Here is a 26,413-nt window from a genome sequence, read left to right as displayed (position 1 = left end):
GCCGTCTGAGTGGTCAGTACGACTCACGCCGTTTGTTCGTCCGTACTGGAAAGCAGGGTCCAGAAGCCAAGCAGCACGGCAAAGAAGACAGCCCCGATGATCACTCGGAGGACGAGCTCTTCCAGTCCGGTTGCCTCGGCGTGGACGAGAGCTGCTGCCCACCCGCCAGCGACGACGGCGAACCCAGTCGCAGCGACGAGCATCAGCAAGAGCCGGTCGGTTGGGACGTTCATGACAGCCACTCCGGTCGAGATGGGATTAAGCGAACAGCTTGAATTAGCCGACAAAAACGCACAAACGTCAGCAGGCCTACAGTCGGTGTCTGTCGAATCAGCTCTGATGGCCCGGATAATCCCGTTCGAACCGGTCTTCGATCTCCGTCTGATCGAACTGGACGAGCACTGGTCGGCCGTGTGGACACGAGTAAGGGTTCTCACAGCCGTCTAACGCCTCAAGGAGGTCAACGACCGACCCTTCGGTCAGTGACGTGTTTCCGGTTATCGACGGGTAACAGGCCAGATCACCGAGGAACTCGTCGGCCAGCGCGTCGACCGTCTCGGCACCCGTCTCGCGGTCGCCCTCGACGAACGACGCGAGGACGTCTCTGAGCTGTTCGGGCTCGAGTGTCTCCTCGAGCACCGCGGGCACCGTCGTCACGGCGACCGTTCGGTCGTCGACCCGATCAGCATAAAACCCCAGCCGAGAGAGCGCCTCCCGGTAGCTCTCGAACGCCTCGGCTTCGACGGCAGTCAACTCGAGGTCGACCGGCGAGGCCAGCGCCTGTGCAGCGGGGTCGTCGGCAAACGCCTGCTGGAGGCGTTCGTAGTTCACCCGCTCGTCGGCGGCGTGCTGGTCGATTAGAACGAGCCCGTCGGCCGTCTCACAGACGAGGTAGGTGTCGGTGTACTGCCCCAACACGCGCAGCGACGGCAGCGAGTCGAACGCGGTTTCGTCGCCGGCCGCGACATCGCCAGTGAGTGTCTGCTGTTCGGTGCCAGCATCGAACTTGCGATCCGGCTCACGAGTCGCGTTCGGGTCGCCTTCGGACGAGAAGCAGTCGTCGCTCGAGCGAGTCGCGTCGCGTACCGAACTGGCTGCGGACGCCGTCGGTTCGTCACGACTGGTATCGATCGTCGGCTGGCTGTCGGGCGTTCCGGAGGTCGATTCGTCGCCGCGAGATGGGCGACTCGAGGACGGTGTCGATGCCGTCGCCTCGCTCGTGTCTGCTGTCGCTGTCGTCCCATCCGACTCCGCAACCGCTGCCGTGTCGCCCGAATCGGAGTCTGCCGAGGTCTCGCTCGAGTCGGTGCCAGCCGAGGCGGTGTCAGCTGTCGTCTCCGAAGGGGCGTCAGCGGCCGCGTCGTCCGTACCCGCGAACGTCTCCTGTGTGGCAGCCTCGTCGGCTGACGGCTCCGTACCGTCTCGAACAGTCCCAGGCTCGAGGCGCGCTTCACCGGGAGCAGACCGACCACGTGGGGCCCGCGAGCGAAGGAGACCGTGCTCGAGCAGCGCCGACTCGACGGCGGCGTCGACCTGTCGGCGGACGGCGTCGTCGTCGTCGAATCGAACCTCCCGCTTTCGCGGGTGGACGTTGACGTCGACGGCGTCGCCGGGCACCTCGAGAAAGAGGGTGACGAAGGGGTAGCGATCGCCGCCCAGTTGAGTGCCGTAGGCACCCATAATTCCCTCGCGAACCGCATCGGCGGTGACGGCGCGGCCGTTGACGTAGGTGGCGAGATACTCCCGACTCGAGCGATTGGTTTCGGGGTGAGAGACAAGCCCGGAGACGGACTCGAGGGGGCCGGGTGGCAGTTCGTCGGCGTCGACGGGAATCATCGCCGACGCGACCTCGCGGCCGTAGACCGACAGCACGGCGGCCTGCAGGTCGCCTTGTCCCGTCGTCGCAAACACCTCGCGGTCGTCGTGGGTCAGGGAGACGGCCACCTCGGGGTTCGCAAGCGCATACCGAGTGACCACGCGGTTGACGTGGGCGAACTCGGTCGCCGTCGTCTTGAGGAACTTCCGGCGAGCGGGCGTATTGTAAAAGAGATCGTCGACCTCGACGATGGTGCCCGCGGGACAGCCTGCCGGCTCGATGCTCGTCACCTCACCGCCTTCGTAGACCAGTTTCGTGCCCGCGCCGTCGGCGTTTTGGGGCCGGGATTCGATCGTCAGCCGCGAGACGGAGCCGATGGTGTGCAGCGCCTCCCCACGAAAGCCGAGGGTCGCGACGCCCGAAGAGAGATCCTCGAGGCCCTCGATCTTGCTCGTCGTGTGCTGGCGGACGGCAGCTCGGAGATCAGCCTCACTCATGCCCGCGCCGTCGTCCGCGACACGAATCAGTTCGGTGCCGCCCTCCTCGACGGTGACGTCGACGCTCGAGGCGTCGGCGTCGAGGCTGTTCTCGACGAGTTCTTTGACTGCGCTGGCGGGGCGTTCGACGACCTCGCCGGCGGCGATCCGGGCGACGGTGTCGTCATCAAGCTGGTGGATGTCGGTCTCGAGTGACTGGTCGCCGGTCATAGCTCGGGCTGCTCGTGAACGTCGGATCGGAAGCAGGTGCTACGCTCTTGCAGTCGATTCGGGGCGGCAGTCAGCGGCCGCCCATCGGTTCCGATCGTTCGGTGCATGCGTTGTGGCTTGCGTTCAAGCGAAGTTAAACTGTGGATTGGTGACCAGTGCGTGCGATGGCAGTCACGGTCCCGACTCGAGCAGCCCATCGACAGCGCTGGCGATCGCCGGGCGATTGTCTTCGGGGACTTCGACGAGCGGCGGCCGGAGGGCATCGGTGGGGATCACGCCACGATGTTCGAGGGCAGCCTTCGTCGCCGGCGCGAAACCATAGCTAGCACAGGCATCGAACAGCGGCGCGATGGCGTCCTGTAACGCCTCCCCACAGCGCTCGTCGAACGTCTCGTACAGATCGCCGTACGCCTCGGGCGCGACGTTCGAGAGGGCGTTGAGTCCGCCGTCAGCGCCCATCCGGAGTGCGGGAACGAGCAGCGCGTCGTACCCCTGCAGCATGCAGAAGTCGTCGGGCGTCTGGCGCATGACCGACAGAAAGTACTCGAGGTCGCCACTCGAGTCCTTCAGACCGACGATATTGTCGTGGGTCGCGACGGCCGCGAGCGTCTCGGGCTCCATCCGCCCGCCCGTACAGACCGGGATGTTGTAGAGCACCAGAGGGAGCGGGGACCGGTCTGCGACCTGCTCGAGGAACTGCTGGTTCCCGGCGGGATCGTTCGCCGTGTGGAAGTACGGTGGCGTGACGACTGCGGCGTCGGCACCGACGTCGGCCGCGTCTTCGGTGTAGGTGACCGCTTCGGCGACGCTCGTCGCGGCCGCACCGGCGAGCACCGGCACCTCGCCGCCGGCGTGTTCGGCCGCGAGGTCGTGGACGTGTCGGCGCTCCTCGCGTGTGAGGCTGGCGAACTCACCCGTCGTGCCGCAGGGAAAGAGTCCGTCGATGCCACCCTCGAGGAGATACTCGAGGACGTCGACGAACGCGTCGTCGTCGATCGCGCCAGCGTCGTCGAACGGCGTGACGACCGGGCAGGTGATACCGGAGAGTGCGTGTTGAAGTTCCATACCATGGTGGTTTCGCGGCGACTGCAAAAACGTACCTGCTCGCCGTGACACGAGGAGACAGCAACTGCTTCGAGTCGGATCGGCTGCAGTGTGTTAGGAGGACAGCCGGTTTGCTCACGTGTCTTCTCACAGAGATGCACGGCGGAAGCCCGCGATTTCAGTCGTGGGAGGAATCTTTGGAACGATCGCCGGTACTGAAGCCACCGTCTGAACAGTTCTCCAGATAGTGTCACAGAAGTTACTAAGCGGCCACATGAGAGGTGCGAATAGTTTTCTCGCTTCTTTGCGTATCTATCCTATGAGCCTCGATAGCGCTGCACATACACCCACCGATTCGCCGATTGGTGACGTCGGGTACCTCACACGGTCAGAACACCGCATTCCGGCACTCATCGCGCTGACAGAGCGGCCGCAGAGTCGCGCTGAACTCTGTGAGTTGACCGGGGTGTCCTCGTCGACGATGCGACGGACGTTGGACGAGTTCGATGACCGGGTCTGGATCCGCAAAGACGGACACCAGTACGTTGCAACCCGACTCGGAGAGGTGGTCGCATCCGGGACGGAGGACCTGCTCGAGCGGGTCAAAACGGAGCGGAAGCTGCGTGACGTCTGGCACTGGCTCCCTGATGAGATCAGCGAGTTCCCGATCGAGACGTGGTCGAAGATGAGCGTGACCGTCGCCGAGCCCGATTCTCCGTACTGTCCGGTGAATCGATTCAAATCACTGCTCCAGCAGACGACCACGTTGCGATTTCTCCGCCCCGAGGTTGCCCTGATGGAACCTTGCTTTTCGGTTCTGGGTCAACTGATCGACGACGGCGTAGACATCACGTTGATCGACCGAACACCCTGCCATACATACTTTCTTTCGACGTACCCGGAGCGCAGCGTCGCGATGCTGCAACAGGACAACTTCACGGTACTCACGCATGAGGACTTACCCGCGTACGGAATCGGTCTGCTCGATGAGCGCGTCATCATCAGCTGCTACGAGCAAGGCAGCGGAACGGTCCAAGCGTTGATCGTTACTGCCGCACCCGACGTCCGCGAGTGGGCAGAATCGGTCTACGAGTGGTACGAATCCGATTCTCGACACGTCGATCCACGACGGATCGTGGAGTGAGACGGTCTGCCGAACCGATTGACCGGCGCAACCGCAGGATGGCTCCCGGTCGCGCCGGAACTGACGGACAGCAGACCGGATGACACTCTCAGCGACGGTTCGTTTCTGCGCGGTTGTGTTCCCATCGCTGTTCGTTCGATCTCGATGCAGCGTACGAGGTGAGACGAAGTTCGAGCACGGCGTCTCGAGAGCGCAGTTGCTGCTTCGCAGACATCCTGGCCGCCGGAGCCAAGCGCTCACCCGAATCTGATGCGGCTCGCTCACGAGATGGAGCCGGTCGTCAGCGCGGCGTAACCGACCGTGTCGCAGTTCGATCCGGTTTACCCGGATCACACGGCCCGGATTCGTCGAACACCACAATCCGACGCGGGCCACAGCAGTGCCGTGGATCGTCAGTGGAGGCGATGACCCTGTTACTCGAGGCCCAGGTCCTGTGTCATCGAGTTGCCGGCAAGCGGGACCCCTTTGACGGTTACCGTCTCGCCGGTCATGAAAGAGGCGGCGGGACTCGAGAGGAACTGGACGACGTCGGCGATCTCTTCAGCGTGGCCGATCCGGCGGTCGGTCTTCTCGCGTGGGGGCATGGATTCGCTGTCAACACCGAGCGTCTCGGCAACGCCGGGGGTCTGGATCAGACCGGGCGCGACGCAGTTGACGCGGATGCCGTCGTCGGCCCACTCGACGGCCAGCGTCTCGGTTAGGCGGATAATCGCGGCCTTCGCAGCCCCGTAGTGGCTCTCGCCGGGTGCTGCATGCTGGCCGTTGACACTCGAGAGCGTGATGATGACGCCGCCGTCGCCTTCGCGCATGACCTCGCCAGCGAGTTGGGCGCAGTGGACGGTGCTGGTGAGGTTGAGATCGAGAATCGTCTCCCAGCCGTTCGCTGAGATGTCCTCGAAGTTGGCGACGAACTCGCCGCCGGCGTTGGTGACGAGGATGTCGACGTCGCCGAACGTCTCGACGGTCTCGTCGACCAACTGCTGGACCTGCTCGCGCTCGCGAACGTTACACTCGACGGCGAGGGCCTCACCTGCGACCTCGGCATCGTTGATCTCGTCGGCAACCGGGCCGATGCGATCCATCGATCGCGAGCAGATCGCTACGTTCGCACCGCCCGCAGCGAGTGTCTCCGCGATCGCCCGACCAATTCCTTGGCTTGCACCCGTGACGATCGCAGTCTCGCCCGCCACGCTGTAGTCTGGTTCGTGCATTATGCTATCACTCGTCTATCAGATTATAATATTACCGGTGGAAAGTAAAAACGCCGAGTATTGAACGGCGTTCAATAATTTCCGCATGAGAAGAAACAGTCGTCAACAGTAGGGGCCGACCGACGTGTGGCCCGACCGTTCGTCCGTCAGTACTCGACCGTCACGGCGACCTCGTTGCGGCGCAGAAACGGCGGTGTCCAGGGGTCGTTGTACTGCAACACCGTCGGCTCGTCACGCGCCTCGAGACCGCGCTCCTCGAGGTGGGCAGCCAGCGCCTGTCGCGCGCGCTCGATGCGACGGTCCGTCGCGTACCAGGAGAACCGCCACACGGCGGCCGTCCGTGACGGTTCGGCGAGGAGGTGAACGGTCGGATCGGTTGGCATGGGTGCCGCCTCGAGCGAGACAGTCGACGGGAGATAGAACGCCATCGTCACACCCTCACTAGAGCGGGCAGTGCGAACGGGTGCGGTCATCGGCACGGACTCACCGTTGCTCGGCTGAGCTGGGGCAGGAATCGAACGCGTCTCATCGACCGTCGCGACGGGGGCAGTCATCTCGAGTTCGTCGTCGGTTGCGTTTGCACCCGAAAGATAGTCAAAGAGTCGTCGGAACGCCGTTCGCTGGTCCGGCGCCGTCGTCTCGACCAGAATCGTGGCTGGATAGCGCCGCCGTTCGAACGCACCGTCGCGCTCGAGCGTCTCGAACGGCACCCGTTCAGTTGTCCTGATTACGTAGAGCCCCCAGCCGACCCAGGCGGCAAGGAGACCAACGAGAACCGACACGGCTGCGGTAACTCGAGTTCGCATACGCCGTATACGCGCCCAGACACCAAAAGCTCGCCAGTGGCTCGGTTCAGCCGTCGCCACCGGTCCGTCGGATCACAACGACCACCCGACGAAACAGAAATAGTACTTTCCCGACAGCTTTTCATAGTCTTACTCAGACACACATATCATGTTTCGGAAGTGGTGAACAGATTACTGGTTAGGGGAAATGATTGGGAACGAATGATCGTTGCTTTGAGGGGTCTAAGATGGTTAAACAATCAAAATTGAATCTCAACCGAGGATTCGAAACTGAGTTCGACGATCCGATCAGTATTTTTCTGGATAGCAGAATAATGCAAGCGTAAGTCCTTATCCTCTGTGTTAATTAATTTTTTATCTTTTAGTCACCTATCTTCCCAACCTAAATTACAGTTTTCGCCTAATTTCTGAAGAGGAACAGGAATGCCAAGATGTCTATTTAGATATATACAAACAGTGCTGATAGATATCGACAGCAGCTAGTGACGTCCCAGCCGCCCCGCGACACCCATTGGACCAGCCACGTAGTTCCTCGAGTAACTCGTTCGGGATCAGTTCGGTTTCGAGCCAGCAACTGCTTGCCCCGATGGAAAGAGACCTGGTGTGGACGCCCCTGCAGTGCGTTTTCGAAATGAGAACGAGTTGTGAATCGGTCGTGTAATGGCGCGAGAAATGGGCTCTGCTTTACAATAATATTCTTGTAAAAGCACGTGTGTGAACGCCGATTTCAGAGCGACTGACTCGCGTTGGACATGTTGATGCTCGCTTCAGTGACGTTCGCACTCTCCATGACCTTCTTCGGGAGCGTTTCGTGGTATCGGTCATCATTGAGTCGACTCGTCGGCCCGGAGACGCTGATCGCACCGAGAATCGCCCCGTTCGTGTCACGGATCGGTGCCCCGACGGCCCGGATTCCCGCCACCTCCTCTTCGTCGTTCACCGCGTAGCCGCGCTCTCTGATGGTCTGGATCTCCTTGAAGAGGGCATCGCGGTCGGTGATCGTGTTCTCGGTCTTTCGAACGAGGCCGTACTCGTCGATGATCGCTTCGACTCGAGCGTCCGGGAGATAGGCGAGGACGGCTTTGCCAGTCGAGGTAAAATGGAGGAAATCGGCTTTTCGCTCTTTGGTCGTGTGGTAGGCGTCGCCGACGGCGTTCTCACCTGCGACCTTGTAGATATTCCGCTCGAGGCCGTGTTGTTCGCACATGAGGTGGACGTACTCTCCAGTTTCCTCGGCCAGTCGGTCGATCTGCTGTTTGCCGTGTTCGAACAGCACGTGTCGGTGCCGAATCGTCTTCCCGAGATACAGAAACTCGAGGCTGAGTCGGTACGTGTCGTCGTCGTCTTTCACGACGAGTCGCTTCGTCCGCAGCGTCGAGAGATACGAGTACGCCGAACTCTTCGAGATGTCGAGCGAGTCGGCCAGTTCCGTCACGCCAGCGCCGTCGAGTTCCTCGAGTGCGTCGATGACATCGCACGCTCGAGCGACCGTTTCGAGCTGCCTCGGCCCTTCGTCGTTTGTCTCACGCATACGCACACGTAGGCCGCGAGCAGAATAGCTGTTCGCATTTCGGGAACGCACGTCGCTAGCGTGGCACCTCGAGAACGACGTGCCGCAAGTGCTCGAAGGCGACGCCGAACACGCGGTGATCCGACGTCGGAAGCGAGTCACCACCGTCACTGCACGCCACACCGCATGACGGCTGTGCGATGCGTGCAACTCGTGTCAGTTGGTCTGATCCCGACCGCTCGAGTGCATGCGAAAAGTGTTCACATTTCGGAAACCCATCGGTCGGTGACCGCGCAGTCGCGCAAATTGCGATTTGTCCTGGTGTTCCAGTTGTAATAACAACTGAAACGTTTGCACACCAATCGCATAGCCGTCGTGCGATCGGATGCGCACTGACGGTCAGTGGCTACTATCGGTGTCGCTGTCGACGTCGGGTCCGCTGCGAAGAACGTAAACACTTAACAAAGCGGACTTCCGATCACGCATCGGAATGCATGTCTCTGAGGGGAGGCTTCGGCGAGATATCGAAGCTAACGCGCAGTTTGGCGCACTATCCGACGTGGACGGCCACGGACGAACGACGCTCACCGGGACGGACGCGAACCGGCGTGCTCGAGAGCGATTCGTCGATCGACTCGAGCAGGCGGGGCTCGACGTTCGGATCGACGCGGTCGGAAACATCGTTGGCCGGTGGGTGCCAGAGGGTGTCGATCCGTCCACCGCGCCGGTCGCGACCGGCAGCCACTTGGACTCGGTCCCGGTCGGTGGGATCTTCGATGGCCCGCTCGGTGTCTACGGCGGCCTCGAGGCGGTCCGTGCGATACAGGAGTCCGATCGGACGCCCGAACGGCCGATAGACGTCGTCTGTTTCACTGAAGAGGAAGGCCAACGGTTCGGCAACGGACTGCTCGGCTCGTCCGTCGCCACCGGCCAGCGGTCGGTCGACGACGCGCTGGCGTTCGAAGCCGACGACGGAACGACGTTAGCGGACGCACTCGACGAAATCGGCTTTCGCGGCGAAGGACGGATCGACGCTGCCGAGTGGGACGCCTGGCTCGAGTTGCATCCCGAACAGGGGACGCGCCTGGAGGAGGAGAACGCAACTGCAGGCATCGTCACGAACGTCACGGGAATTACCCACTGCTATCTCGAGGTCAACGGCGAAGCCGACCACGCGGGATCGACGCCGATGCCCGGACGTGCGGACGCCCTCGCTGCAGCGAGTGAAGTCGTTCTGGACGTCGAGGAAGCCGCAAAGCAGCTCGTCGACGACGAGTCTCCGTCTGCGGTGGGAACAGTCGGAAAGGCGGTCGTGGAGCCGAACGCGACGAACGTCATCCCAGGACAGGTCCGACTTGGAATCGACATCCGCGACGTGTCGGCGGACTCGATCTCGATGCTCGTCGACGCACTCGAGGACAGTGCACAGCGAGTCGAACGGGAGCGAGCTGTCGAGACGACCGTTTCGCGGCCGTACGACGTGCCGCCGGAACCCATGGCGGATCGCTGTCGTGAGACGTTAGTCGACGCCGGCACTGCAACGGGACTCAACACGTTGCTCATGCACTCAGGGGCAGCCCACGATACGATGAACGTTGCTCGAGTCACCGACGCGGGACTGCTGTTTGCACCGTCGCGTGACGGGATCTCCCATAATCCACGGGAGTGGACCGAGTGGTCGGACTGCGCTGGGGCAACCACTGTTCTCGCGGAGGGACTCGCGCGCCTCGCCGAGTCGTAATCCGAGACTGCTGGCTGGAGCCGACACCCGGGGCGACACGACGGTGACCGTTCCATCGGAAACACCGTACTGCAGACAGTATTCAGGTGGTTCTCGAACGGACAACGAGGAGAGTGACTGCTCGAGGTGAGTAACCCCATGTTCGTCGACCGGTAATCAGTCAAGACCGTCAGTGGCGACCCAGTCAACACTGTGGCACTGTCCAAATCAGTGATATTACGGAAGGGAGGGTAACGACCCTTTAACACCAATAAGGGCAAAGTTTATGTATCAGTATTTGCAACGCTGCAAGAGTACATGGGAGATACTGACAACCCAGCCGATGAACAGTCCGTAGACGGTCCGAGCCGCCGTCTTTTCATGAAAGCCGCTGCAGCAGGCGTTCCCATCGCGCTCGCAGGCTGTGCGGGCGACGTCGACGACATCGAAAGAAGTGGTGAACTGCTGTGGGGAGGCAGCGTCCCGGTCCAGAGTCTCGATCCGCACTTCGAAAGCGCCGCAGCAACCGCTCGCGTTCTCGAGAACATCACCCAGGGACTTGTCAGGGTCAACTGGGACTACGAACTCGAGCCGCTGCTCGCAGAATCCTGGGAGTTCTCCGAGGACAACACGGAGGTTTCGTTCTCGCTTCGCGAGGGCGTGTCGTTCCACGACGGATCGGAGTTTACGTCCGAGGACGTGCTGGCTTCCTTCGAGCGCATCGACGAGCGCGAGGGACTCGCCGCCGACTACATGTCTCGAGTCGAGTCGATGGACGCGCCGGACGACTACACGTTCGAGATGGTGCTGACCGAGCCGTTCGCGCCGTTGCTGTCGCGAATGGCGACGTCGCACATGCATATCCTTCCCGCAGAACAGGCCGAACAACAGCAGGGCGCGTTCAGCGAGCCGATCGGGACCGGCCCGTTCCAGTTCGAAAGTATGGAGATTGACTCCGAGTTCGTCATGGTGAAATACGACGACTACTGGGACGACGCCCTCCCGTATCTCGACAAGATCATCAAAAACGAGGTCCCGGACGACGACAACCGGCTTAATACGTTCCGCTCCGGCGAGCTTGATTTCATCAACGACGTGCCGCCGCGTCACGCCGAGAGCCTCGAGGACGACCCTGACGTCGATTTCATCGAACGATTCCCGAAATCGCTCGTCTACCTCGGTGTCAACTGCACCGAAGAGCCGTTCGACAGCCGTGACGCCCGACTCGCCCTCGAGTACGCAATCGACAAGGAAGAGGTCATGGAGGCCGCGTTGTACGGACAAGGACAGGTCGCCGCGAGTCCCGCCGCACCGGACAGTGAGTGGGAACATCCCACCCTCGAGCCACGACCGCGAGACCTCGAGAAGGCCCAGGAACATCTGGAAGCGGCAGGCTACCCGGACGGCTTCGAAGCGTCGTTCAAGATCCCCCAACAGTACAACGATCAGGTCACTGCCGCACAGGTGATCGAATCCCAGGCGTCGGAGGTCGGCATCGACCTCGACATCCAGATGATCACGTGGAGCAACTGGCTCAGCGACGTCTACACGGATCAGGATTTCCAGGCGACGACCAGTTCGTATCTCGGTCTCTGGTTCCCCGACGCCGGGTTCCACCGCCCGCTCCACTCCGAAGGGGCGTTTTTCTTCACCGGTTGGGAAGACGAGGAGTACAACGACCTCATCGACAGCGCACGACTGAGCTACGACATCGACGAACGAGCACCCATCTACCACGAGGCCGCCGAACTCCTCAAAGAGCGTCGGTCGGGCCACATCCTGCTGTACTGGATGCCGACGCTGATGGCTCGTGACACAGACGTTACGGGCGAGATCATGTCGCCCGACGGATCGACGTTCAGATTCGAAGAAGTTCAGTTCGAGTAGGTATCAGCTGGAACACCCGCACACGATCACCGAGACATGAAACACACACTCCCATCCTCGTTATGTATATAAATGGCGTTCGTTAATTACCTGCTCAAGCGGTTCGGCTTCATGCTCATCACGTTGTTCTTGGTGACGCTCATCACGTTCGGCCTCACCAAGATTTTGCCGGGCAACGTGGCGCTGTTGATTCTCGGACCGAACGCGACCGAGGCATCGATCGCACAGCTCGAGGCACAGCTTGGACTCGACCAACCACTGTATGTTCAGTACGTCGAGTGGGTCGCTGGGCTGTTCAGCGGTAATCTGGGGATGTCGCTCCGATACAACGTTCCCGTTGTCGACCTGATCGCACTGCGGTTGCCACGGTCGCTGCTGCTTGCTGTCTCCGCGACGATCATTTCGGTGACCCTCTCGATCCCGCTCGGAATCATCGCTGCAGTGAGAAAGAACACGCCGTCAGACCTCACGGCATCGATGCTCGCGTTCATCGGCCTCTCGCTGCCGATCTTCCTGTGGGGGCTCGTGTTCATCTACGTGTTCGCACTCACACTCGGTGGGTTCCCGACCCGCGGGTACGTCTCACCGATGGTGGACCCGATCGCGGCGATCCATCATCTCATTTTGCCCGCCAGTGCGATGGGGGTCGCGCTGACGGCCTACATTATGCGAATGACGCGCTCGAGTATGATCGACGAACTGAGCGAGGACTACGTCGAGTTCGCCCGCTCCAAGGGGCTGAACGAACGCGCGGTCGTCCTGCGCCACGCGCTGAAAAACGCCGCAATCCCCGTGATCACGGTTGTCGCGTTTCAGTTCAGCTACGCCTTCGGCGGCGTCGTCGTCCTCGAGGAAGTGTTCTCCTGGCCGGGTATCGGGCAACTAACGCTGACGGCGATCGAGAACCGTGACATCCCGCTGTTGCAGGGATGTATCATCATCATCGCGCTCATATACATGCTCTCGAACTTCATCGCGGACGCGTTCTATGCGTACGTTGATCCACGCATCCGCTACGGAGGGTCCGAATAATGTCGACGAACCGGTTCCAGCTGACGGACGAACGCAAGGCCCACTACGGGCGGTTCATCCGCCAGTTCCGCAACAACCAGAAGGCAGTGATCGGGCTTGGCATAATTGTCATGCTCTTTTTCGTGGCCATCTTTGCACAGAAGATCGTCGTTCCGCTCATCGACGTGACGATACAGCCGTTCTCGTTCGTCCCGCACGATCCCGAGGCCACGAACGTCCAGAACCGAGAACAGGCCCCGTCGATGGAGCATCTGATGGGGACCGACAATCTCGGTCGTGACATCTTCAGTCGCGTCCTTGCGGGGGCACGAATCTCTGTGTTGGTCGGCTTCACGTCGATCAGCATCGCGATGATCTTCGGGACGACGATCGGCATCGTCGCTGGCTATTACCAGGGACTGGTCGACGAGGGGCTGATGCGGGCGATGGACGCGATGATGTCGTTCCCGCCGATCCTGCTCGCGCTGACGATCGTCGCCGTGATGGAGCCGAATCTCACCAACCTGATCCTCGCGCTGGCGTTCGTCTACACGCCGTTTATCGCCAGGGTCGCACGGAGTGCCGCACTCTCCGTTCGCAACGAATCGTTCGTCGAAGCAGCCGTCGCCCGCGGTGAGAGTGACACCTACATCATCTTCAGAGAGGTGTTGCCCAACTGCGTCGGACCGTTGCTCGTCCAGGGGTCGATCAACATCGCGTTCACGATGTTGCTGGAAGCGAGTCTCTCGTTCCTTGGCCTCGGCGTCCAGCCACCGACGGCGTCGTGGGGGCTGATGATCAATCAGGGATGGGCGTTCATGGGCGATGCCCCGTGGCTCGTCTTCTTCCCTGCACTCGCTATCGCAACCGCGGTGATTGGCTTCAACTTACTCGGCGACGGCCTCCGTGACGTCCTCGACCCGAAGGGGGAGATCATCGAATGACCACCAACGCTACGACCGACCCACTGCTCGCAGTCGAATCGCTTCGCACACAGTTCAAAACCGAAAACGGCACCATCACTGCAGTCAACGACGTCTCGTTCACCCTCGACCGAGGAGAGGTGATGGGGATCGTCGGCGAGTCCGGCGCCGGAAAGAGCGTGACCGCGAAGTCGATCATGCGCCTTATCGACTACCCGGGCGAGATTGCCTCGGGTTCGGTCATCTTCGACGGCGAGGACCTCCTCGAGCACTCCGAAAAAGAGATGCAAAGCGTCCGTGGGAACAAGATAGCGTTGATCCCACAGGACCCGATGACGTCGCTCAACCCCGTGCTCACGGTCGGTCAGCAGATCACCGAGACGATCAAGCTGCATCAGGACGTCAGCGAAAGCGAGGCTCGCGAGATCGCGATCGAGGCGATGGCAGAGGTCGAGATTCCGGATCCCGAATCGCGCATCGACGAGTATCCACACGAGTTCTCCGGTGGGATGCGCCAGCGTGTGCTCATCGCGATCGGCCTCGCCTGTGAGCCGGATCTCATCATCGCTGACGAGCCGACGACGGCACTCGACGTGACGACGCAGGCGAAGATCCTCGAGTTACTCAACGACCTCCGCGAGACGCGCAACGTCTCGATCCTGATGATCACGCACAACCTCGGTGTCGTCGCCCAGACCTGCGACCGCGTCGGGGTCATGTACGCCGGAAATCTCATCGAAACGGGCAGAGTCGAGGCCATCTTCGACCGGCCGAGACACCCCTACACTCGGACGCTCATCGACGCGATCCCGGAAGTTGGCGCGGATCGGAACCGCCTCTACGCTCTTGGCGGGTCGATGCCCAACCTGCAGTCGCTGCCGAATGGCTGTAACTTCGCCGACCGCTGTCCACACGCGACTGATGACTGTCACTCCGGCGGCGATCCGACACTCGATGCCGTACCGGATGCCCCGGCGGGTTCGCACGCGGCGTGTTTCCGGACGGCTGAACTCGACCTCTCTGACCCCGGCACTGAGACGGACGGCGAACGTCGCCACCGAAAGCAAACGACGGAGCCGCTACTCGAGGTCGCCAACCTCAAAAAGTACTTCTCGGCAGGAGACGGGCTGTTCGGCAACCTCTCGCTTGCCCGAACCGACGGCGGCGGGCTGACACTCGAGCGCCGATACGTCAAGGCAGTCGACGGCGTGAGCTTCACGATCAACCGCGGCGAGACGGTCGGACTCGTCGGCGAGAGTGGCTGTGGCAAGTCGACCGTCGCCAGAACGGTCATGCAGCTGCTCGAGCCGACCGACGGCGAGGTGTACTTCGACGGCCATCCGCTCCACGAACTCGGCAAGTCCGAGATCCGCAGTCTCCGCCAGGAGATGCAGATCATCTTCCAGGACCCGAAGAGTTCGCTCAACCCACGCAAAACTGTCGGCCAGATCATCGGCCGCGGGATGGAAAAGCACAACATCGCAACCGGGAACGAAAAACGCGAACGGATCGAGGAGCTACTCGAGCGCGTCGGGCTGGCGGCGAGCGATATCGACAAGTATCCCCACCAGTTCTCAGGCGGGCAACAACAGCGAATCGCCATCGCGAACGCCCTCGCCGTCGAGCCGGATCTCATCGTCTGTGACGAACCCGTCTCGGCGCTGGACGTGAGCGTGCAGGCCCAGATCCTCAACCTGCTCGACGACATCCAGGACGAGTTCGACCTCTCGTATCTGTTTATCTCACACAACATCAGCGTCGTCCAGCACATCTGTGACCGCGTAGCCGTCATGTATCTCGGCAAGATCGCCGAGTTCGGCTCCGTCGAGCAGGTGTTCGAGCCGCCGTACCATCCGTACACGGAGAGTCTGCTCTCGGCCGTCCCCCACGCGAATCCGAACCGAGAGACGAAGCGGATTCTCCTCGAGGGGACGGTTCCCAGTCCGATGGATCCACCGTCGGGCTGTCCGTTCCACACCCGCTGTCCGAAGAAAATCGGCGGAGAGTGTGAACGAGACGAACCGCGCGCGAAGCCGGTCGACGGGGACGACGACCACACGATCGCCTGTCACCTCTCCGAAGCCGAAATGTCAGAGCCACTCACCCACCAGCAGTCGGACACAGAGGTCAAACAGCCGTGACGTTCTCGCTCTGTGCGACGGTCGACGGCCGCCACGGGGCCGCCGTTGCGACGAAAGCGATCGGCGTCGGTTCGACGGCCCCGTTCGTCTGCCGTCACGGCGCGGTCTGTACGCAGGCGATGACGAACACCCCCATCGGCGTTCGGACGACGCGCCGACTCGCCGACGGCGACTCGATCGACGACGTCGTCACCGCGCTACTCGAGGACGACCCGGACGCGTCGCTTCGGCAGGTTCACGGCGTCGACCACACGGGGACGACCGTCGCGGTGACGGGCGACGCGTGTGAGGGGTGGGCCGGCGACCGCGAGGGCGAGGGGTACACCGTCGCGGGCAACATGCTCGTCGACGAGGGCGTCCTCGAGGCGGTCGCCGACGCCTTCGAAACCAGCGCCGATCGGCCACTCGACGAGCGTCTTCTCGTCGCGCTCCGGGCTGGCGAGGACGCAGGTGGCGACAAACGCCGTGACCACGCACAGAGTGCAGCGCTGTCGGTGTTCGATCCGGACGAGCCGCGACTCGAGTACGACCTGCGCGTCGACGAACACGACGACGCAGTCTCCGAACTCGAGCGACTTCACGAGGTCGCGCGGACGACGGGTGCCGACTGGGCGGAGCGGTTCCCGGCGGTCGACATCCAGCGCCATCCATAGTGACACTCGAGACGGCTCCCTCTCTCGAGTGCACATCGTCCGGGAGTACAGAGTGAAGTGCAGTCGAGGAACGAGTATATAATATATAATATATGTATGTTGGACATATACATTGGTTTTATGATTGTTTCACCATCTATCTGGGCTACCCCCTAGAAACCGCTCTAAAGCGCGAAAAAGATCCGATATCATCGATAGATCTCTGAATGAGATGTATTCAGAACTCGAGGACCTGTTCGGCCCGGATAGATATCTCAACCGTTCTTGAGGCATTTCACTCGGTTTTTCCCTCAGAGAAATAATTCGCCTCAATCGTGTATTCCAAAGTATATATTTTAGCATCAGCCAGTATTTTTACATTAGTAGTCCGCAGGCTCGAGTCACAGACACCGCTGGTGTAGTCACTCGAGTCTCGGATTGAAAACGGAAACGGGCGACTGGCTGCGTTACTCCTCTAACTGCGCTTGCCACTCCTGGACTTTCGCGATCAACTCGACTGGCGGCGTCGTGTTCACGTCGATTCTCTCGAGATCCTCGAGCACGGCCTTCATCTCGGGATCGATCGACTCGCCGTCCTGGTCTGACTCGCCGCCATCAGTGTTGGCTGGGCCGCGGAACTGGCCGCTCGAGACGTCGAACACCGCCTGGACGGGCTCGCTCGAGGTCCCACCTTTCGCTTCGATGGCTTTCTCCTCGCGCAGTCGTTCCAGAACGTCCCTCGAGCGGTCGACGACGGGTTCGGGCACGCCGGCGAGGTCGGCGACGTGAATCCCATACGAGCGGTCGGTTGGGCCGTCCCGAACGGTGCGAAGGAAGGTGACGTCGCCGTCGCGTTCGTCCGCGGCGATGTGGACGTTGGCGACGCGGGGCAGGTTCTCGGCGAGGCCGGTCAGTTCGTGGTAGTGAGTCGCGAACAGTGTCTTCGCCTGCACTTCGTTGTGCAGATACTCCGTCGCGGCCCACGCGATCGAGATGCCGTCGTAGGTCGCGGTGCCACGGCCAACCTCGTCCAGAATGACCAGTGACTCCTCGGTCGCCGTGTGGAGGATGTTCGAGAGTTCGCTCATCTCGACCATGAACGTCGAGCGACCCTGTGCGAGTTCGTCGAGTGCGCCCACGCGGGTGAAGATGCCGTCAACGAGGCCGATCTCGGCGTCCTTGGCGGGGACGAAACTCCCGACCTGTGCGAGCAGGACGATACAGGCCACCTGGCGCATGTACGTCGACTTCCCGGACATGTTGGGGCCGGTGACGACCAGAAAACCCCGCTCCTCGTCTAAGCGGACGTCGTTCGGGACGAACTCAGTCGTCTGCTCGACGACCGGATGGCGGCCCTGCTCGATCTCGAGTCGCTCCCCACCGTGGAGGTCGGGCTGGACCCACCGGTTTTCGGCCGCGTGGGTCGCCAGACTCGCGAGCGCGTCGACGGTCGCAAGCGTTCGGCCGACGTCTTGCAGCAGTTCGGCGTGGGCGGCGACCTCCTCACGGAGGTCCTCGAAGAGTTCGTACTCGAGGTCGCCGCGTCGTTCCTCGAGGCGCAGGATCTCGCGTTCTTTGTCCTCGAGTTCGTCGGTTGTGAACCGTTTCGAGTTTTTCAGCGTCTTGATCTGCTCGTAGTGGTCGGGGACGCCGTCGGCGGCGGACTTGCCGACCTGGATGTAGTAGCCGTCGGTCTTGTTGCGGTCGACCGTGACGTGAGAGAGGCCGTGGGCTTGTTTTTCGCGGTCTGCAAGCGTCTCGAGCCACTCGATGACCGCTTCGTGGCGCTCGATGAGCTCGTCGAGTTCCTCGTCGTACCCGTACTGGAACAGCCCGCCCTGTGTCACCGTCGACGGTGGCTCCTCGGCGATTGCGGTCGCGAGTGACTCCTGTAACTCCCGCGCGACATCGCGGTCGGGTCGATCAACGATTTCGGCGAGCGGCGAGGCCGCGAGGTCGGGACTCGAGTCGATGGCGTCTGCAAGCGCAGGGAGAACGGCGAGCGTGTCCCGGACCGAGAGGAAATCCCGCGCATCCGCGCTGCCGTGGGTCGCTTTCGACGCCAACCGGGCCAGATCGTACGCCTCGCTTAGTACGTCCTGAATCTGGTCGCGGGCGAGGGGAGCCGACGCCAGTGCCGCGACGCTCTCCTGGCGTCGCTCGAGGACCGAAAGCGAACGGCGAGGTCGCTGCAGCCACTCTTTCAGGCGGCGGCCGCCGGCGCTGGTTTCGGTGTGGTCGACCGTCTCGAACAGCGAGCCGTCGCTGTCGCCTTGCATCGTTTCGGTCAACTCGAGGTTGCGCTGGGTCGTCGCATCGAGGGTGACGTGGTCGTCGCCGTGATGGGCCTGAATGCGAGTCATGGAGGCGAGGACACCCGTGCCGGTCTCCTCGACGTAGTCGAGAATCGCTCCGGCGGCTGAAAGCGTTGGCTCGCCGACCGAGAGGCGATCGACTGTCTCCCGGCCAAACTGCTCGCGGACGGTGTGAGTCGCGCGTTTCGGGGCGAAGCTCTCCGTCTCGTGGAGTGTCAGCGCCGCGTCGATACGCTCGCGAATCAGCCCCAGCAGGTCGTCGTCGGTTCGCGTCTCCGGGCCGGGCAACACCTCGACAGGGTCGAATCGGTACAGTTCCGTCAGCGCGTCGTCGGCGTCGTCGGCCTCCGTGACGAGAAACCGGCCGGTGGTCACGTCGGCAACGGCGAGCCCGTAGGCGTCCGAGCCACTGCCGTCGACTACTGCAGCGAGATACTGTGCGTCGGCGTCGGTCGTCTCGAGGAGCGTTCCGGGCGTGACGACGCGGACGATCTCGCGTGCGTGGCCGGAGTCAGTTTCGTACTGGTCGGCGACGGCGACGCGGTAGCCGCGTTCGACCAGCGCCTTGAGATACGGCGTGAGATCGGCGAGTGGAACGCCGGCCATCGGGTACGACGAGCCATGGGAAGACTTCTGAGATACCTTGAGATCGAGTTCGTCGCTGACGGTCTCGGCGTCCTCGCCAAAGAACTCGTAGAAGTCACCACACTGCATCGCCAGCAGGTCGGCGTCGGTGGACTCTTTGATCGAAAAGAACTCCCCGACGATCCCCGTCGCCTCTGTCATACCCGGTGACTGTCCTTCCATCGCTAAAACCCTGCGGGATCCGTGTGATCGGCCACGATGACAGTCATCAACATCGCTACAGAGGACTATTACGCTCGCTGTCCTAGAGAATCGTATCCGATAATGGCTGCTCCCCGCGACCATCGCGTGCTCATCCCGGTTGATGTCCTCGGTGGCGAATCCGTTCCCACGACAGTCATCGATGCGTTCGCATCGGTCCCGATCGTCTTGCTCGGGTATCGCGAACTGCCCGACCAGACTGGGACGGATCATGCCCGTGACCAGTACGGCGCGCGCGCTCGAGCCGGACTCGAGAAACTCCACACCGCGTTCGAAGACGCCGGCTGTCTCGACGTCACCTCCCGACTCGTCTTTACCCACGATCGCCTGCAGACGTTCGAACGCATCGCGGTCGAAGCGTCGTGTGATGCGGTCTTGCTGCTCAATCCCGCGCCCGTGCTCGAGTCGGTACTCGTCGCGATCCGCGGCGAGGTCAACCTCGACCACATTGCGATGCATCTCGAGACGCTGCTTGCTGGCACCGAGCTCACGGTGACGTTCTTCCACGTCGTCGCCGACGAGACGGATCGTGAGCGTGGCACCGAACTCCTCGATGCCGCCGTTGACGCGCTGGCCGACACCGGCGTCGACCGCGACCGGATCGACAGCTCGCTCATGGTCGACGGCTCACCGACGACGGCGATTCTCGATGCCACACGCGATCACGATCTGCTCGTCGTCGGCGAGAGTCGGCCATCGATTCGCCGGTTCATTTTCAGAGATCGGGCCAAAACGCTTGCCAAGGGGACGGTCAATCCAGTGCTGGTGATTCGTGGTGAGTATCTCGAGGCCGACAACACCGAGCTCACGGTCGACGATACTGAGCTCCCGATCGACGACGACGCGGGCAGAGATGGGGCGACAGCCGACGAAACGGAGAGCCCTGACAACGAGCCATGAGCGCGCTCGAGCCACCGTCCCGGTGACTCATGATGACCGACAGCGCAGGGATGTCTGCGACGTCAGTCAGGAGTCGTCGGTGACGTCGGACGGAGACGGGCGCTCGGCGGCTTCGACCGACTCGTCAGCATCCTCGATATTTCGGACGACGAGCACCGGGCCGATCGACTCGGCGGCGACGCGTTCGGTCTCCTCGCCGAAGATGAGCGAGCGAAGCGACGGGGCCTGTTCGCCCATGACGATCGCGTCGTGGCCGGTGGCGGCGTCGACGAGTGCCTCGAGTGGTGGTTCGTCGACCGCGAGTTCGGTCCGAACGTGGAGTCCCTCGTCGAAGAGAGTCACGGCGGCCGCCTCGAGAGCCTCCCGACCGGCGTGTTCGTCGTCGGTTGCGAGAAAGAGCGTGACACCGATATCGCGGCCGCCAACCAGTTCGGTGACGAACGAGACGATCCGTTCGACGGCGACGTCGCCGGTCAGCGCTACGAGGAGGTTCTCGACCGGGCCAGTCGCACCCGGGATGGCGTAGACGTCCGACGCCGTCTCCGCGGCGATCCGATCGAACGTCTGCTTTCGATCGTGTGTGAAGACGAGGCGATAGTCGGCGGTGCCCTCGTCGGCCCCGAACTCGGCTGCGAGGTCCTCGAGGGCGTCGGTGGCTCGCTCCTCGTACTGGTGCCGCGCCTGATCCGGCGGCGTCTGTTCCGGCAGGATGTGATAGCCCAGTACGGTGACGTTCATCGGCTCGAGCAACGTCGTGAGCCCGGCCGAGACCGATTCACCCTCGAGGATCGCCAGTGGAACGAGTATGCGTGTCATTAGAGTTTCCCCTTGAGCGTCACGTCTCGGGCGTAGTAGAAATACCACCCGGCGGTGACGAGCATGATCGCGAGGCCGATGAGCTGTGAGGCGGGCTGCATGAACCCGATCAGGGCGAAGCTGGCGAGTGCCCCGAGCGCCGGGACGATGGGATAGCCCGGCACCCGAAAGTCGGGGTCGTACCAGTCGGGCTCGTTGCGACGCAGCGCGATCAGCGCGACACAGATGAGCCCGTACATGATGAGATGGAGGAACGAGGCGACTTCGGCGAGCAGTTCCACCTGCCCGGTCGCGGTCAGCACGAGAATCGGCCCGCCAGCCATCCCCAGTGCGACGTGGGGCGTGCCGTATCGAAGGTTGATTCGACTCGCCCGCTGTGGGAGCAGGGCGTCTCTCGAGACGGCGTAGATCGAGCGGGACGTGCTCAGTACCGATGCATTGGCGCTCGACATCGTCGCGAGCAGGCCACCGAAGACGATCGCGAACGCGCCGGCCGCGCCGAGATAGTGGCGGCCGACTTCGACCATCGCCGTCTCGCCGAGTTCCGCGAGGCGTTCGCTCCCGAGCGCGCTCGTCGCGACGAAGATCGTCACCACGTAGAGCACGCCGACGATGATCACCGAGCCGACCATCGCCAGCGGGAGGTTCCGTCCAGGGTCTTTCATCTCGCCGGCGACGGTCGCCACCTGTGCGAAGCCGAGATACGACGTGAACACGAGCGCGGCCGTCGTCAGGATGGGCATCGTCCCGAACGGCGCGAACTGCTCGGGCGCGGATGGGTCGCCGACGATTCCCGCCGCATCGAGGCCGCCGTAGCCGAGGAAGACAACCAGAATCGAGAGCAACAGGGCGACGATCCCGTTCTGGAGTTTCGCCGCGTTCTCGGTTCCGGTGACGTTCAACACGGTAAAGCCCGCACCGAACAGCACCGCGATCGGGATCACGAGCTCATTCCCGACCGCAATTCCGAGTTCGGCGAGCGTGTCGACGGCGTAGAAACCGAATCCGACCAGATAAAACGCCGTCGCAAAGACCAGCCCGAACCACAGCGAGAGGCCGACAACGGCCCCGGCGAGCGTGCCCAGCCCGCGCGAGATGAAGTAGTAGCCGCCGCCGCTTTTGGGCATCGCCGTCGCGAGTTCGGACGCCGGTAACGCGACGAGCAACGCGACGACGGCTCCGATCGCAAACGACGCTGCCGCAGCCGGGCCGGCGTTGCCCGCCGCAAGCCCGGGGAAGACGAAGATACCCGCACCGATCATCGTCCCGATCCCGATCGCGAGCCCGCCAGTGAGCCCGATCGTTCGCTCGAGTTCGGCGTCGTCAGTGATCGTCGCCTCGTCCGTTTCGATCGTCGGCTCGACCTGTGGCGACTCGCCTTCGATGTTGGTCCCGTCAGCCGACGGCGACGTATCACCCATACTTGCCGTGATTCACGCCGGGCCTATATTGTTACTGTTGACTACTGGCAGGTGGAAACGGGTCGCCGCCATCGTCGGCGATCAGAACAGGACCCCACCGAGTGGCACGTCCGTCTCCGGTTCGACCAGAACCGGATACCCTTCCTCGTCGGGGACGCCGACTGTCAACACCTCGGATTTGAAGCCGGCGATCCGGACCGAGCCGAGCGTCGTCGCACAGAGCACCTGTCTGCCCTCGAGGTCCGCGGGCTCGTAGTGGTGGTCCAGCTGTCCCGCCGACTGGACCTCGCCGTGGTCCTCGCCGAGGTCGATCCAGAGCTTGGTCATCTTGGGTTTATTCGCCTCTGGAAACGCCTGCGCTTCCAGCACTTCGCCGACACGGATCTCCGCCTCGAACGGATTCTCGACCATGCGTCATGGCACTGTGTGCCACAAAAATGAGCCTTCCCGTTCCGGCATCCCGACGCAAAACGACCTGCGGCCAACCTCACGCAAGCAGTTCGTCGGCCAGCAGCGCCAGACTGTCGTCGGCGTCGTCGGCCGCGTTCGGCATCGCGAGCATGACGGTCTCGATACCGACGGCCGCGTAGGCGTCGAGTCGCTCGCGAACCTCCTCGGGGGTCCCCGTGGGAGCCGTCTCGAGGTAGCCCGCGAGGAAGAACTCGCGTGGCTCGCTGGGTTCGTCGGGGAGAACCTCTCGTTGGAACTGCTCGCGCTTTTTTTCGGCCTCGGCGGTCGTCTCGCCGACGAAGACGAACAGCTCGGCTGATTTGCGAATCTCGTCGTAGCGCGCCTCGCTTTCGCAGTGCTCGCGGAGCACGTCGAGTTTCTCGGCGAATCCCTCGGGCTCGAGCGTCCCGTAGTTCCAGCCGTCGGCCAGCGCAGCCGTATATCGGAGCGTGAACTGCTCGCCGCCACCGCCGATCCAGATCGGTGGATGGGGCTCCTGGACGGGCTGGGGCTCACAGAAGGCGTCCTCGAGGTCGACCTCGAGATGTCGTCCCTCGTGGCTGTAGGTGTCGTTCGTCCACAGTCCCTGCAGGATTTCGACCGTCTCGGCGAGTCGGCGGAGTCGTTTGGCCGGCGGCTCCCGGAACTCGTAGCCAAAGCGGTCGTACTCGGCTTCGTACCAGCCCGCGCCAAGACCGAGTTCGAGTCGGCCGTCGCTTATATGATCGACCGTCACGGCCATCTTCGCCAGCAGCGCTGGCTGGCGATACGACTGGCTCGTGACGAGCGTCCCGACTCGGATGCGGTCGGTGGCCTCGGCGACCGCACTGAGCGTCGTCCAGCACTCGTAGGTGTTTCGGCGCGGGTCTCCGATCCACGACTGGAAGTGGTCCTCGAGCCAGACGGCGTCGTAGCCGAGCGTTTCGGCCTCGAGGGCTGTCTCCCGAACCGTCTCGAAGGCGGTGCCGTACTGGGGGAGGATAACGCCGACGTCGAGGTCGGTCGCGGTTCCAGCTCCGGTCTCGGTTGCGGTCATTCGGTCACCTCGTCGTCAAGCGCCAGCACACGCTCAGCGAGCGTCTCGGGATCGCTCGCAACGAGTTTTGTCATCGCTTCCTTCCCGACGTCGCCGCGGTCGATGATGGCAACCGGTGGCTCCGTCCGGCCCTCGAAAACCTGGCGTGCGCCCCAGCCCATCGTGCTCCCCTCGGCAGTTTTGACGTCTGTCGGCTCCGCATCTCGGTCGTACTCTGCGACCGGCCACCCAAGGGCCTCGAGTGCGTCCTCGACGTCCGGGCCGAACCGGCAGTTGACTGCGAACCGGAGGTCGGGAACGAACTCACGGGCCGACAGGAGAAATCGGGCGACGTGGCTCGAAGCTCCGAATCGAACCCCACGGTTGGGCTGGCTGCCCGACAGCGTCCGCGTGATACGGCCCTCGACGGCCGCCGTCTCGGCGACGGACTCGGCATAGGGCGTCGCGCCGACGACGTTCATCCCGACTTCGGGAACGAGCGCGGAGACGTCGGCGGCGACGAGTCGGTCGACGACCGACTGCACCGCTTCGGCCGTGGGCTCTCGGTGAGCGGCGTTTCGCAACTCGACCGTGTGATTGACCGCGCCGGGGCCTTCTCCGACGTCGGCGTAGTAGCGCACCGCACGAGCGAGAAAGTCGGTCGCCCCCTCGACGGCGACCTCGAGCGGGTCGCCCTTCGCTAACCGGGCCGCAATGGCGGCGGCGAGCGTACAGCCGGAGCCGTGGGTTGCATCGGTGTCGATCCGCGGATGCTCGAACGCGCGGGTCCCATCGTCGGTGACGAGCAGGTCACGAACCGTCTCGCCGGGGACGTGCCCACCCTTGAGCAACACCGCATCGACGCCCGTCTCGAGGATCGTCTCACCCGCCTCGCGAGCCGTCGCCTCGTCGGTGACATCGATCCCGGTCAGAACCGCGGCTTCGTCAGTGTTTGGCGTCGCAAGCGTCGCTTCTCCGAGTAGAGTCTCGTAGGCGTGTTCGGCTTCGGGCTCGAGCAGCCGGTCACCAGTGGTCGCAACCATCACGGGGTCGACGACCAGCGGGAACTCGAACGCTGTGGCGTGGTCGGCGACCGTTTCGACGATCTCAGTCGTCGCGAGCATCCCCGTCTTCGCCGCGCCGACGTCGAAATCGTCCGTGACAGCCTCGAGTTGGGCCTCGACTTCCGCTATCGGAAGGACGTGCGAGGACTCGACGCCGCGGGTGTGCTGAGCAGTAACGGCGGTGATCGCGGACGTCCCGAAGACGTCGTGGGCAGCCATCGTCGCGAGGTCGGCCTGAATCCCCGCGCCGCCACCGGAGTCGCTGCCGGCGATCGTCAGCGCCACGGGTCGGCTGTCGGGTGCGGGCGTTCTCATGTAAGAGAGTATTCCGCGGTTATACTAAGCGGTGATGGTCGGTCGGTCGGCGTCGGTCGCGCTGTCGCTTACGGTCGTTGCAGACAGCCGTGACAGTCCGGGAAACTGTGTTGTACCCCAAAGCGATATCGTTCGCTCGAGCAAACGGATATCATGGGAGATGTTGTCATTGTCCTGGACATGCTAAACGACTTCGTGACCGGCGAGATCGCCGCCGACCGCGCCGAGAACATCATTCCGACGCTCCGCGAGGAGTTGCTGCCAGCGGCGCGCGAACACAGCGTGCCGGTCGTCTACGCCAACGACGCGCATCGACCGGAGGACTTCGAACTCGAGGTCTGGGGCGAACACGCGATGCGCGGGACGGAGGGAGCCGCGGTGATTGACGACCTCGAGCCCGACGCCGACGACCACGTCTTCGAGAAGCGTTTTTACGACGCGTTCTTCGAGACGGGGCTCGACCAGCATCTCCGCAGTCTCGGCGTCGATCGGCTCGTGATAACCGGCCTCCATACGAACATGTGTGTCCGCCACACGTCCGCGACTGGGTTTTTCAACGGCTACGAGATCGTCGTCCCTGAGGATTGCACGGACGCGTTCACGGAAGACGAGTACGAGGACGGTCTCGACTACTTAGCGCGGGTCTACAACGCCGACCGCACGACCGCATCCGAGCTCATCGAGGAGTGGAAAGCCAGCGAGTAGCCGTCGACGGAGCC

Annotated in this window: 21 protein-coding genes; 9 read left to right on the top strand and 12 right to left on the bottom strand. The window is 62.8% G+C overall.

The features are described 5' to 3' along the window. Positions 1–23: 23 nt before the first annotated feature. The 3 genes from DV706_RS09615 to DV706_RS09605 form a co-directional block, all read right to left on the bottom strand. Positions 24–233, bottom strand: coding sequence for a hypothetical protein (locus DV706_RS09615; RefSeq protein ID WP_006064830.1), 210 nt, complete (start codon positions 231–233; stop codon positions 24–26). A gap of 97 nt (positions 234–330) precedes the next feature. Next, positions 331–2,523, bottom strand: coding sequence for a DNA mismatch repair endonuclease MutL (gene mutL / locus DV706_RS09610; protein ID WP_006064831.1), 2,193 nt, complete (start codon positions 2,521–2,523; stop codon positions 331–333). A 171-nt stretch (positions 2,524–2,694) separates the two neighbouring features. After that, positions 2,695–3,588: a dihydrodipicolinate synthase family protein gene (locus tag DV706_RS09605; RefSeq protein WP_006064832.1), complete on the bottom strand. Its 894-nt coding sequence runs from the start codon at positions 3,586–3,588 to the stop codon at positions 2,695–2,697. A gap of 298 nt (positions 3,589–3,886) precedes the next feature. On the opposite strand from DV706_RS09605, the gene DV706_RS09600 reads away from it, so the two are divergent. Beyond that, a complete protein-coding gene (locus tag DV706_RS09600; RefSeq protein ID WP_006064833.1) occupies positions 3,887–4,711 on the top strand; it encodes a helix-turn-helix transcriptional regulator in 825 nt (274 codons plus the stop codon). A gap of 413 nt (positions 4,712–5,124) precedes the next feature. Here DV706_RS09600 and DV706_RS09595 read toward each other — a convergent pair whose 3' ends face one another. The 3 genes from DV706_RS09595 to DV706_RS09585 all read right to left on the bottom strand — a co-directional run bounded on the left by DV706_RS09595 (position 5,125) and on the right by DV706_RS09585 (position 8,259). After that, positions 5,125–5,922, bottom strand: a complete 798-nt coding sequence (locus DV706_RS09595) for an SDR family NAD(P)-dependent oxidoreductase (protein ID WP_006064834.1) — start codon at positions 5,920–5,922, stop codon at positions 5,125–5,127. Positions 5,923–6,068: 146 nt separating this feature from the next. Then, the gene (locus DV706_RS09590; protein WP_006064835.1) at positions 6,069–6,728 is read right to left on the bottom strand and encodes an SOUL family heme-binding protein; all 660 of its coding nucleotides are present in this window, start codon (positions 6,726–6,728) and stop codon (positions 6,069–6,071) included. A gap of 727 nt (positions 6,729–7,455) precedes the next feature. Further along, on the bottom strand, positions 7,456–8,259 hold the full coding sequence (locus DV706_RS09585; RefSeq protein ID WP_006064836.1) for an IclR family transcriptional regulator: 804 nt from the start codon (positions 8,257–8,259) through the stop codon (positions 7,456–7,458). Between the two features lie 469 nt (positions 8,260–8,728). Here DV706_RS09585 and DV706_RS09580 point away from each other — a divergent pair, with 469 nt between their 5' ends. The 6 genes from DV706_RS09580 to DV706_RS09555 all read left to right on the top strand — a co-directional run bounded on the left by DV706_RS09580 (position 8,729) and on the right by DV706_RS09555 (position 16,573). Further along, positions 8,729–9,979 carry a M20 family metallo-hydrolase gene (locus DV706_RS09580; RefSeq protein WP_049889638.1) on the top strand — a complete coding sequence of 417 codons (1,251 nt, stop codon included), beginning with the start codon at positions 8,729–8,731 and terminating at the stop codon, positions 9,977–9,979. A 297-nt stretch (positions 9,980–10,276) separates the two neighbouring features. After that, positions 10,277–11,845 carry an ABC transporter substrate-binding protein gene (locus DV706_RS09575; RefSeq protein ID WP_006064838.1) on the top strand — a complete coding sequence of 523 codons (1,569 nt, stop codon included), beginning with the start codon at positions 10,277–10,279 and terminating at the stop codon, positions 11,843–11,845. A 72-nt stretch (positions 11,846–11,917) separates the two neighbouring features. After that, positions 11,918–12,877, top strand: a complete 960-nt coding sequence (locus DV706_RS09570; RefSeq protein WP_006064839.1) for an ABC transporter permease — start codon at positions 11,918–11,920, stop codon at positions 12,875–12,877. Continuing rightward, positions 12,877–13,800, top strand: a complete 924-nt coding sequence (locus tag DV706_RS09565; RefSeq protein ID WP_006064840.1) for an ABC transporter permease — start codon at positions 12,877–12,879, stop codon at positions 13,798–13,800. Before DV706_RS09570 ends, DV706_RS09565 begins: the two co-directional genes overlap by 1 nt. After that, on the top strand, positions 13,797–15,920 hold the full coding sequence (locus DV706_RS09560; RefSeq protein WP_006064841.1) for a dipeptide ABC transporter ATP-binding protein: 2,124 nt from the start codon (positions 13,797–13,799) through the stop codon (positions 15,918–15,920). The genes DV706_RS09565 and DV706_RS09560 overlap by 4 nt, the downstream gene beginning before the upstream one ends. Then, entirely contained in the window at positions 15,917–16,573 is a 657-nt protein-coding gene (locus DV706_RS09555; RefSeq protein ID WP_006064842.1) for a DUF1028 domain-containing protein, read from the top strand. The genes DV706_RS09560 and DV706_RS09555 overlap by 4 nt, the downstream gene beginning before the upstream one ends. A 446-nt stretch (positions 16,574–17,019) precedes the next feature. Here the strand turns inward: DV706_RS09555 and mutS are convergent, their stop codons facing one another. Then, entirely contained in the window at positions 17,020–19,653 is a 2,634-nt protein-coding gene (gene mutS / locus DV706_RS09550) for a DNA mismatch repair protein MutS (protein WP_006064843.1), read from the bottom strand. A 123-nt stretch (positions 19,654–19,776) separates the two neighbouring features. On the opposite strand from mutS, the gene DV706_RS09545 reads away from it, so the two are divergent. After that, positions 19,777–20,613 carry a universal stress protein gene (locus DV706_RS09545; RefSeq protein ID WP_006064844.1) on the top strand — a complete coding sequence of 279 codons (837 nt, stop codon included), beginning with the start codon at positions 19,777–19,779 and terminating at the stop codon, positions 20,611–20,613. 66 nt (positions 20,614–20,679) lie between these two features. On the opposite strand, the gene DV706_RS09540 is transcribed toward DV706_RS09545, so the two are convergent. From DV706_RS09540 to thiD, 5 genes are all read right to left on the bottom strand, one after another. Further along, a complete protein-coding gene (locus tag DV706_RS09540) occupies positions 20,680–21,429 on the bottom strand; it encodes a universal stress protein (protein ID WP_006064845.1) in 750 nt (249 codons plus the stop codon). After that, on the bottom strand, positions 21,429–22,850 hold the full coding sequence (locus DV706_RS09535) for an APC family permease (protein ID WP_006064846.1): 1,422 nt from the start codon (positions 22,848–22,850) through the stop codon (positions 21,429–21,431). Before DV706_RS09535 ends, DV706_RS09540 begins: the two co-directional genes overlap by 1 nt. Positions 22,851–22,931: 81 nt before the next feature. Next, positions 22,932–23,261, bottom strand: a complete 330-nt coding sequence (locus DV706_RS09530; protein ID WP_006064847.1) for a hypothetical protein — start codon at positions 23,259–23,261, stop codon at positions 22,932–22,934. Between the two features lie 76 nt (positions 23,262–23,337). Continuing rightward, positions 23,338–24,336, bottom strand: a complete 999-nt coding sequence (locus tag DV706_RS09525; protein ID WP_006064848.1) for a TIGR03560 family F420-dependent LLM class oxidoreductase — start codon at positions 24,334–24,336, stop codon at positions 23,338–23,340. Then, positions 24,333–25,694, bottom strand: coding sequence for a bifunctional hydroxymethylpyrimidine kinase/phosphomethylpyrimidine kinase (gene thiD, locus DV706_RS09520; protein WP_049889639.1), 1,362 nt, complete (start codon positions 25,692–25,694; stop codon positions 24,333–24,335). The genes DV706_RS09525 and thiD overlap by 4 nt, the downstream gene beginning before the upstream one ends. 153 nt (positions 25,695–25,847) lie before the next feature. Here thiD and DV706_RS09515 point away from each other — a divergent pair, with 153 nt between their 5' ends. Further along, entirely contained in the window at positions 25,848–26,399 is a 552-nt protein-coding gene (locus DV706_RS09515; protein ID WP_136350852.1) for a cysteine hydrolase family protein, read from the top strand. Positions 26,400–26,413: the final 14 nt, after the last annotated feature.

It is taken from the genome of Natronorubrum bangense, from assembly GCF_004799645.1.
Lineage (GTDB): Archaea > Halobacteriota > Halobacteria > Halobacteriales > Natrialbaceae > Natronorubrum > Natronorubrum bangense.
Note: the sequence above shows the minus strand (reverse complement) of the source record. Positions and strands in the feature narration are given on the sequence as shown.

Excerpts from the sequence above, each read along its gene's own strand:
- thiD (WP_049889639.1), bottom strand. The coding sequence starts at position 25,694 with ATGAGAACGCCCGCACCCGACAGCCGACCCGTGGCGCTGACGATCGCC.
- DV706_RS09525 (WP_006064848.1), bottom strand. The coding sequence starts at position 24,336 with ATGACCGCAACCGAGACCGGAGCTGGAACCGCGACCGACCTCGACGTC.
- DV706_RS09535 (WP_006064846.1), bottom strand. The coding sequence starts at position 22,850 with ATGGGTGATACGTCGCCGTCGGCTGACGGGACCAACATCGAAGGCGAG.
- DV706_RS09600 (WP_006064833.1), top strand. The coding sequence starts at position 3,887 with ATGAGCCTCGATAGCGCTGCACATACACCCACCGATTCGCCGATTGGT.
- DV706_RS09545 (WP_006064844.1), top strand. The coding sequence starts at position 19,777 with ATGGCTGCTCCCCGCGACCATCGCGTGCTCATCCCGGTTGATGTCCTC.
- DV706_RS09560 (WP_006064841.1), top strand. The coding sequence starts at position 13,797 with ATGACCACCAACGCTACGACCGACCCACTGCTCGCAGTCGAATCGCTT.
- DV706_RS09585 (WP_006064836.1), bottom strand. The coding sequence starts at position 8,259 with ATGCGTGAGACAAACGACGAAGGGCCGAGGCAGCTCGAAACGGTCGCT.
- DV706_RS09540 (WP_006064845.1), bottom strand. The coding sequence starts at position 21,429 with ATGACACGCATACTCGTTCCACTGGCGATCCTCGAGGGTGAATCGGTC.
- DV706_RS09565 (WP_006064840.1), top strand. The coding sequence starts at position 12,877 with ATGTCGACGAACCGGTTCCAGCTGACGGACGAACGCAAGGCCCACTAC.
- DV706_RS09590 (WP_006064835.1), bottom strand. The coding sequence starts at position 6,728 with ATGCGAACTCGAGTTACCGCAGCCGTGTCGGTTCTCGTTGGTCTCCTT.
- DV706_RS09595 (WP_006064834.1), bottom strand. The coding sequence starts at position 5,922 with ATGCACGAACCAGACTACAGCGTGGCGGGCGAGACTGCGATCGTCACG.
- DV706_RS09605 (WP_006064832.1), bottom strand. The coding sequence starts at position 3,588 with ATGGAACTTCAACACGCACTCTCCGGTATCACCTGCCCGGTCGTCACG.
- DV706_RS09615 (WP_006064830.1), bottom strand. The coding sequence starts at position 233 with ATGAACGTCCCAACCGACCGGCTCTTGCTGATGCTCGTCGCTGCGACT.
- DV706_RS09570 (WP_006064839.1), top strand. The coding sequence starts at position 11,918 with ATGGCGTTCGTTAATTACCTGCTCAAGCGGTTCGGCTTCATGCTCATC.
- mutS (WP_006064843.1), bottom strand. The coding sequence starts at position 19,653 with ATGACAGAGGCGACGGGGATCGTCGGGGAGTTCTTTTCGATCAAAGAG.
- DV706_RS09530 (WP_006064847.1), bottom strand. The coding sequence starts at position 23,261 with ATGGTCGAGAATCCGTTCGAGGCGGAGATCCGTGTCGGCGAAGTGCTG.
- mutL (WP_006064831.1), bottom strand. The coding sequence starts at position 2,523 with ATGACCGGCGACCAGTCACTCGAGACCGACATCCACCAGCTTGATGAC.
- DV706_RS09575 (WP_006064838.1), top strand. The coding sequence starts at position 10,277 with ATGGGAGATACTGACAACCCAGCCGATGAACAGTCCGTAGACGGTCCG.
- DV706_RS09580 (WP_049889638.1), top strand. The coding sequence starts at position 8,729 with ATGCATGTCTCTGAGGGGAGGCTTCGGCGAGATATCGAAGCTAACGCG.
- DV706_RS09515 (WP_136350852.1), top strand. The coding sequence starts at position 25,848 with ATGGGAGATGTTGTCATTGTCCTGGACATGCTAAACGACTTCGTGACC.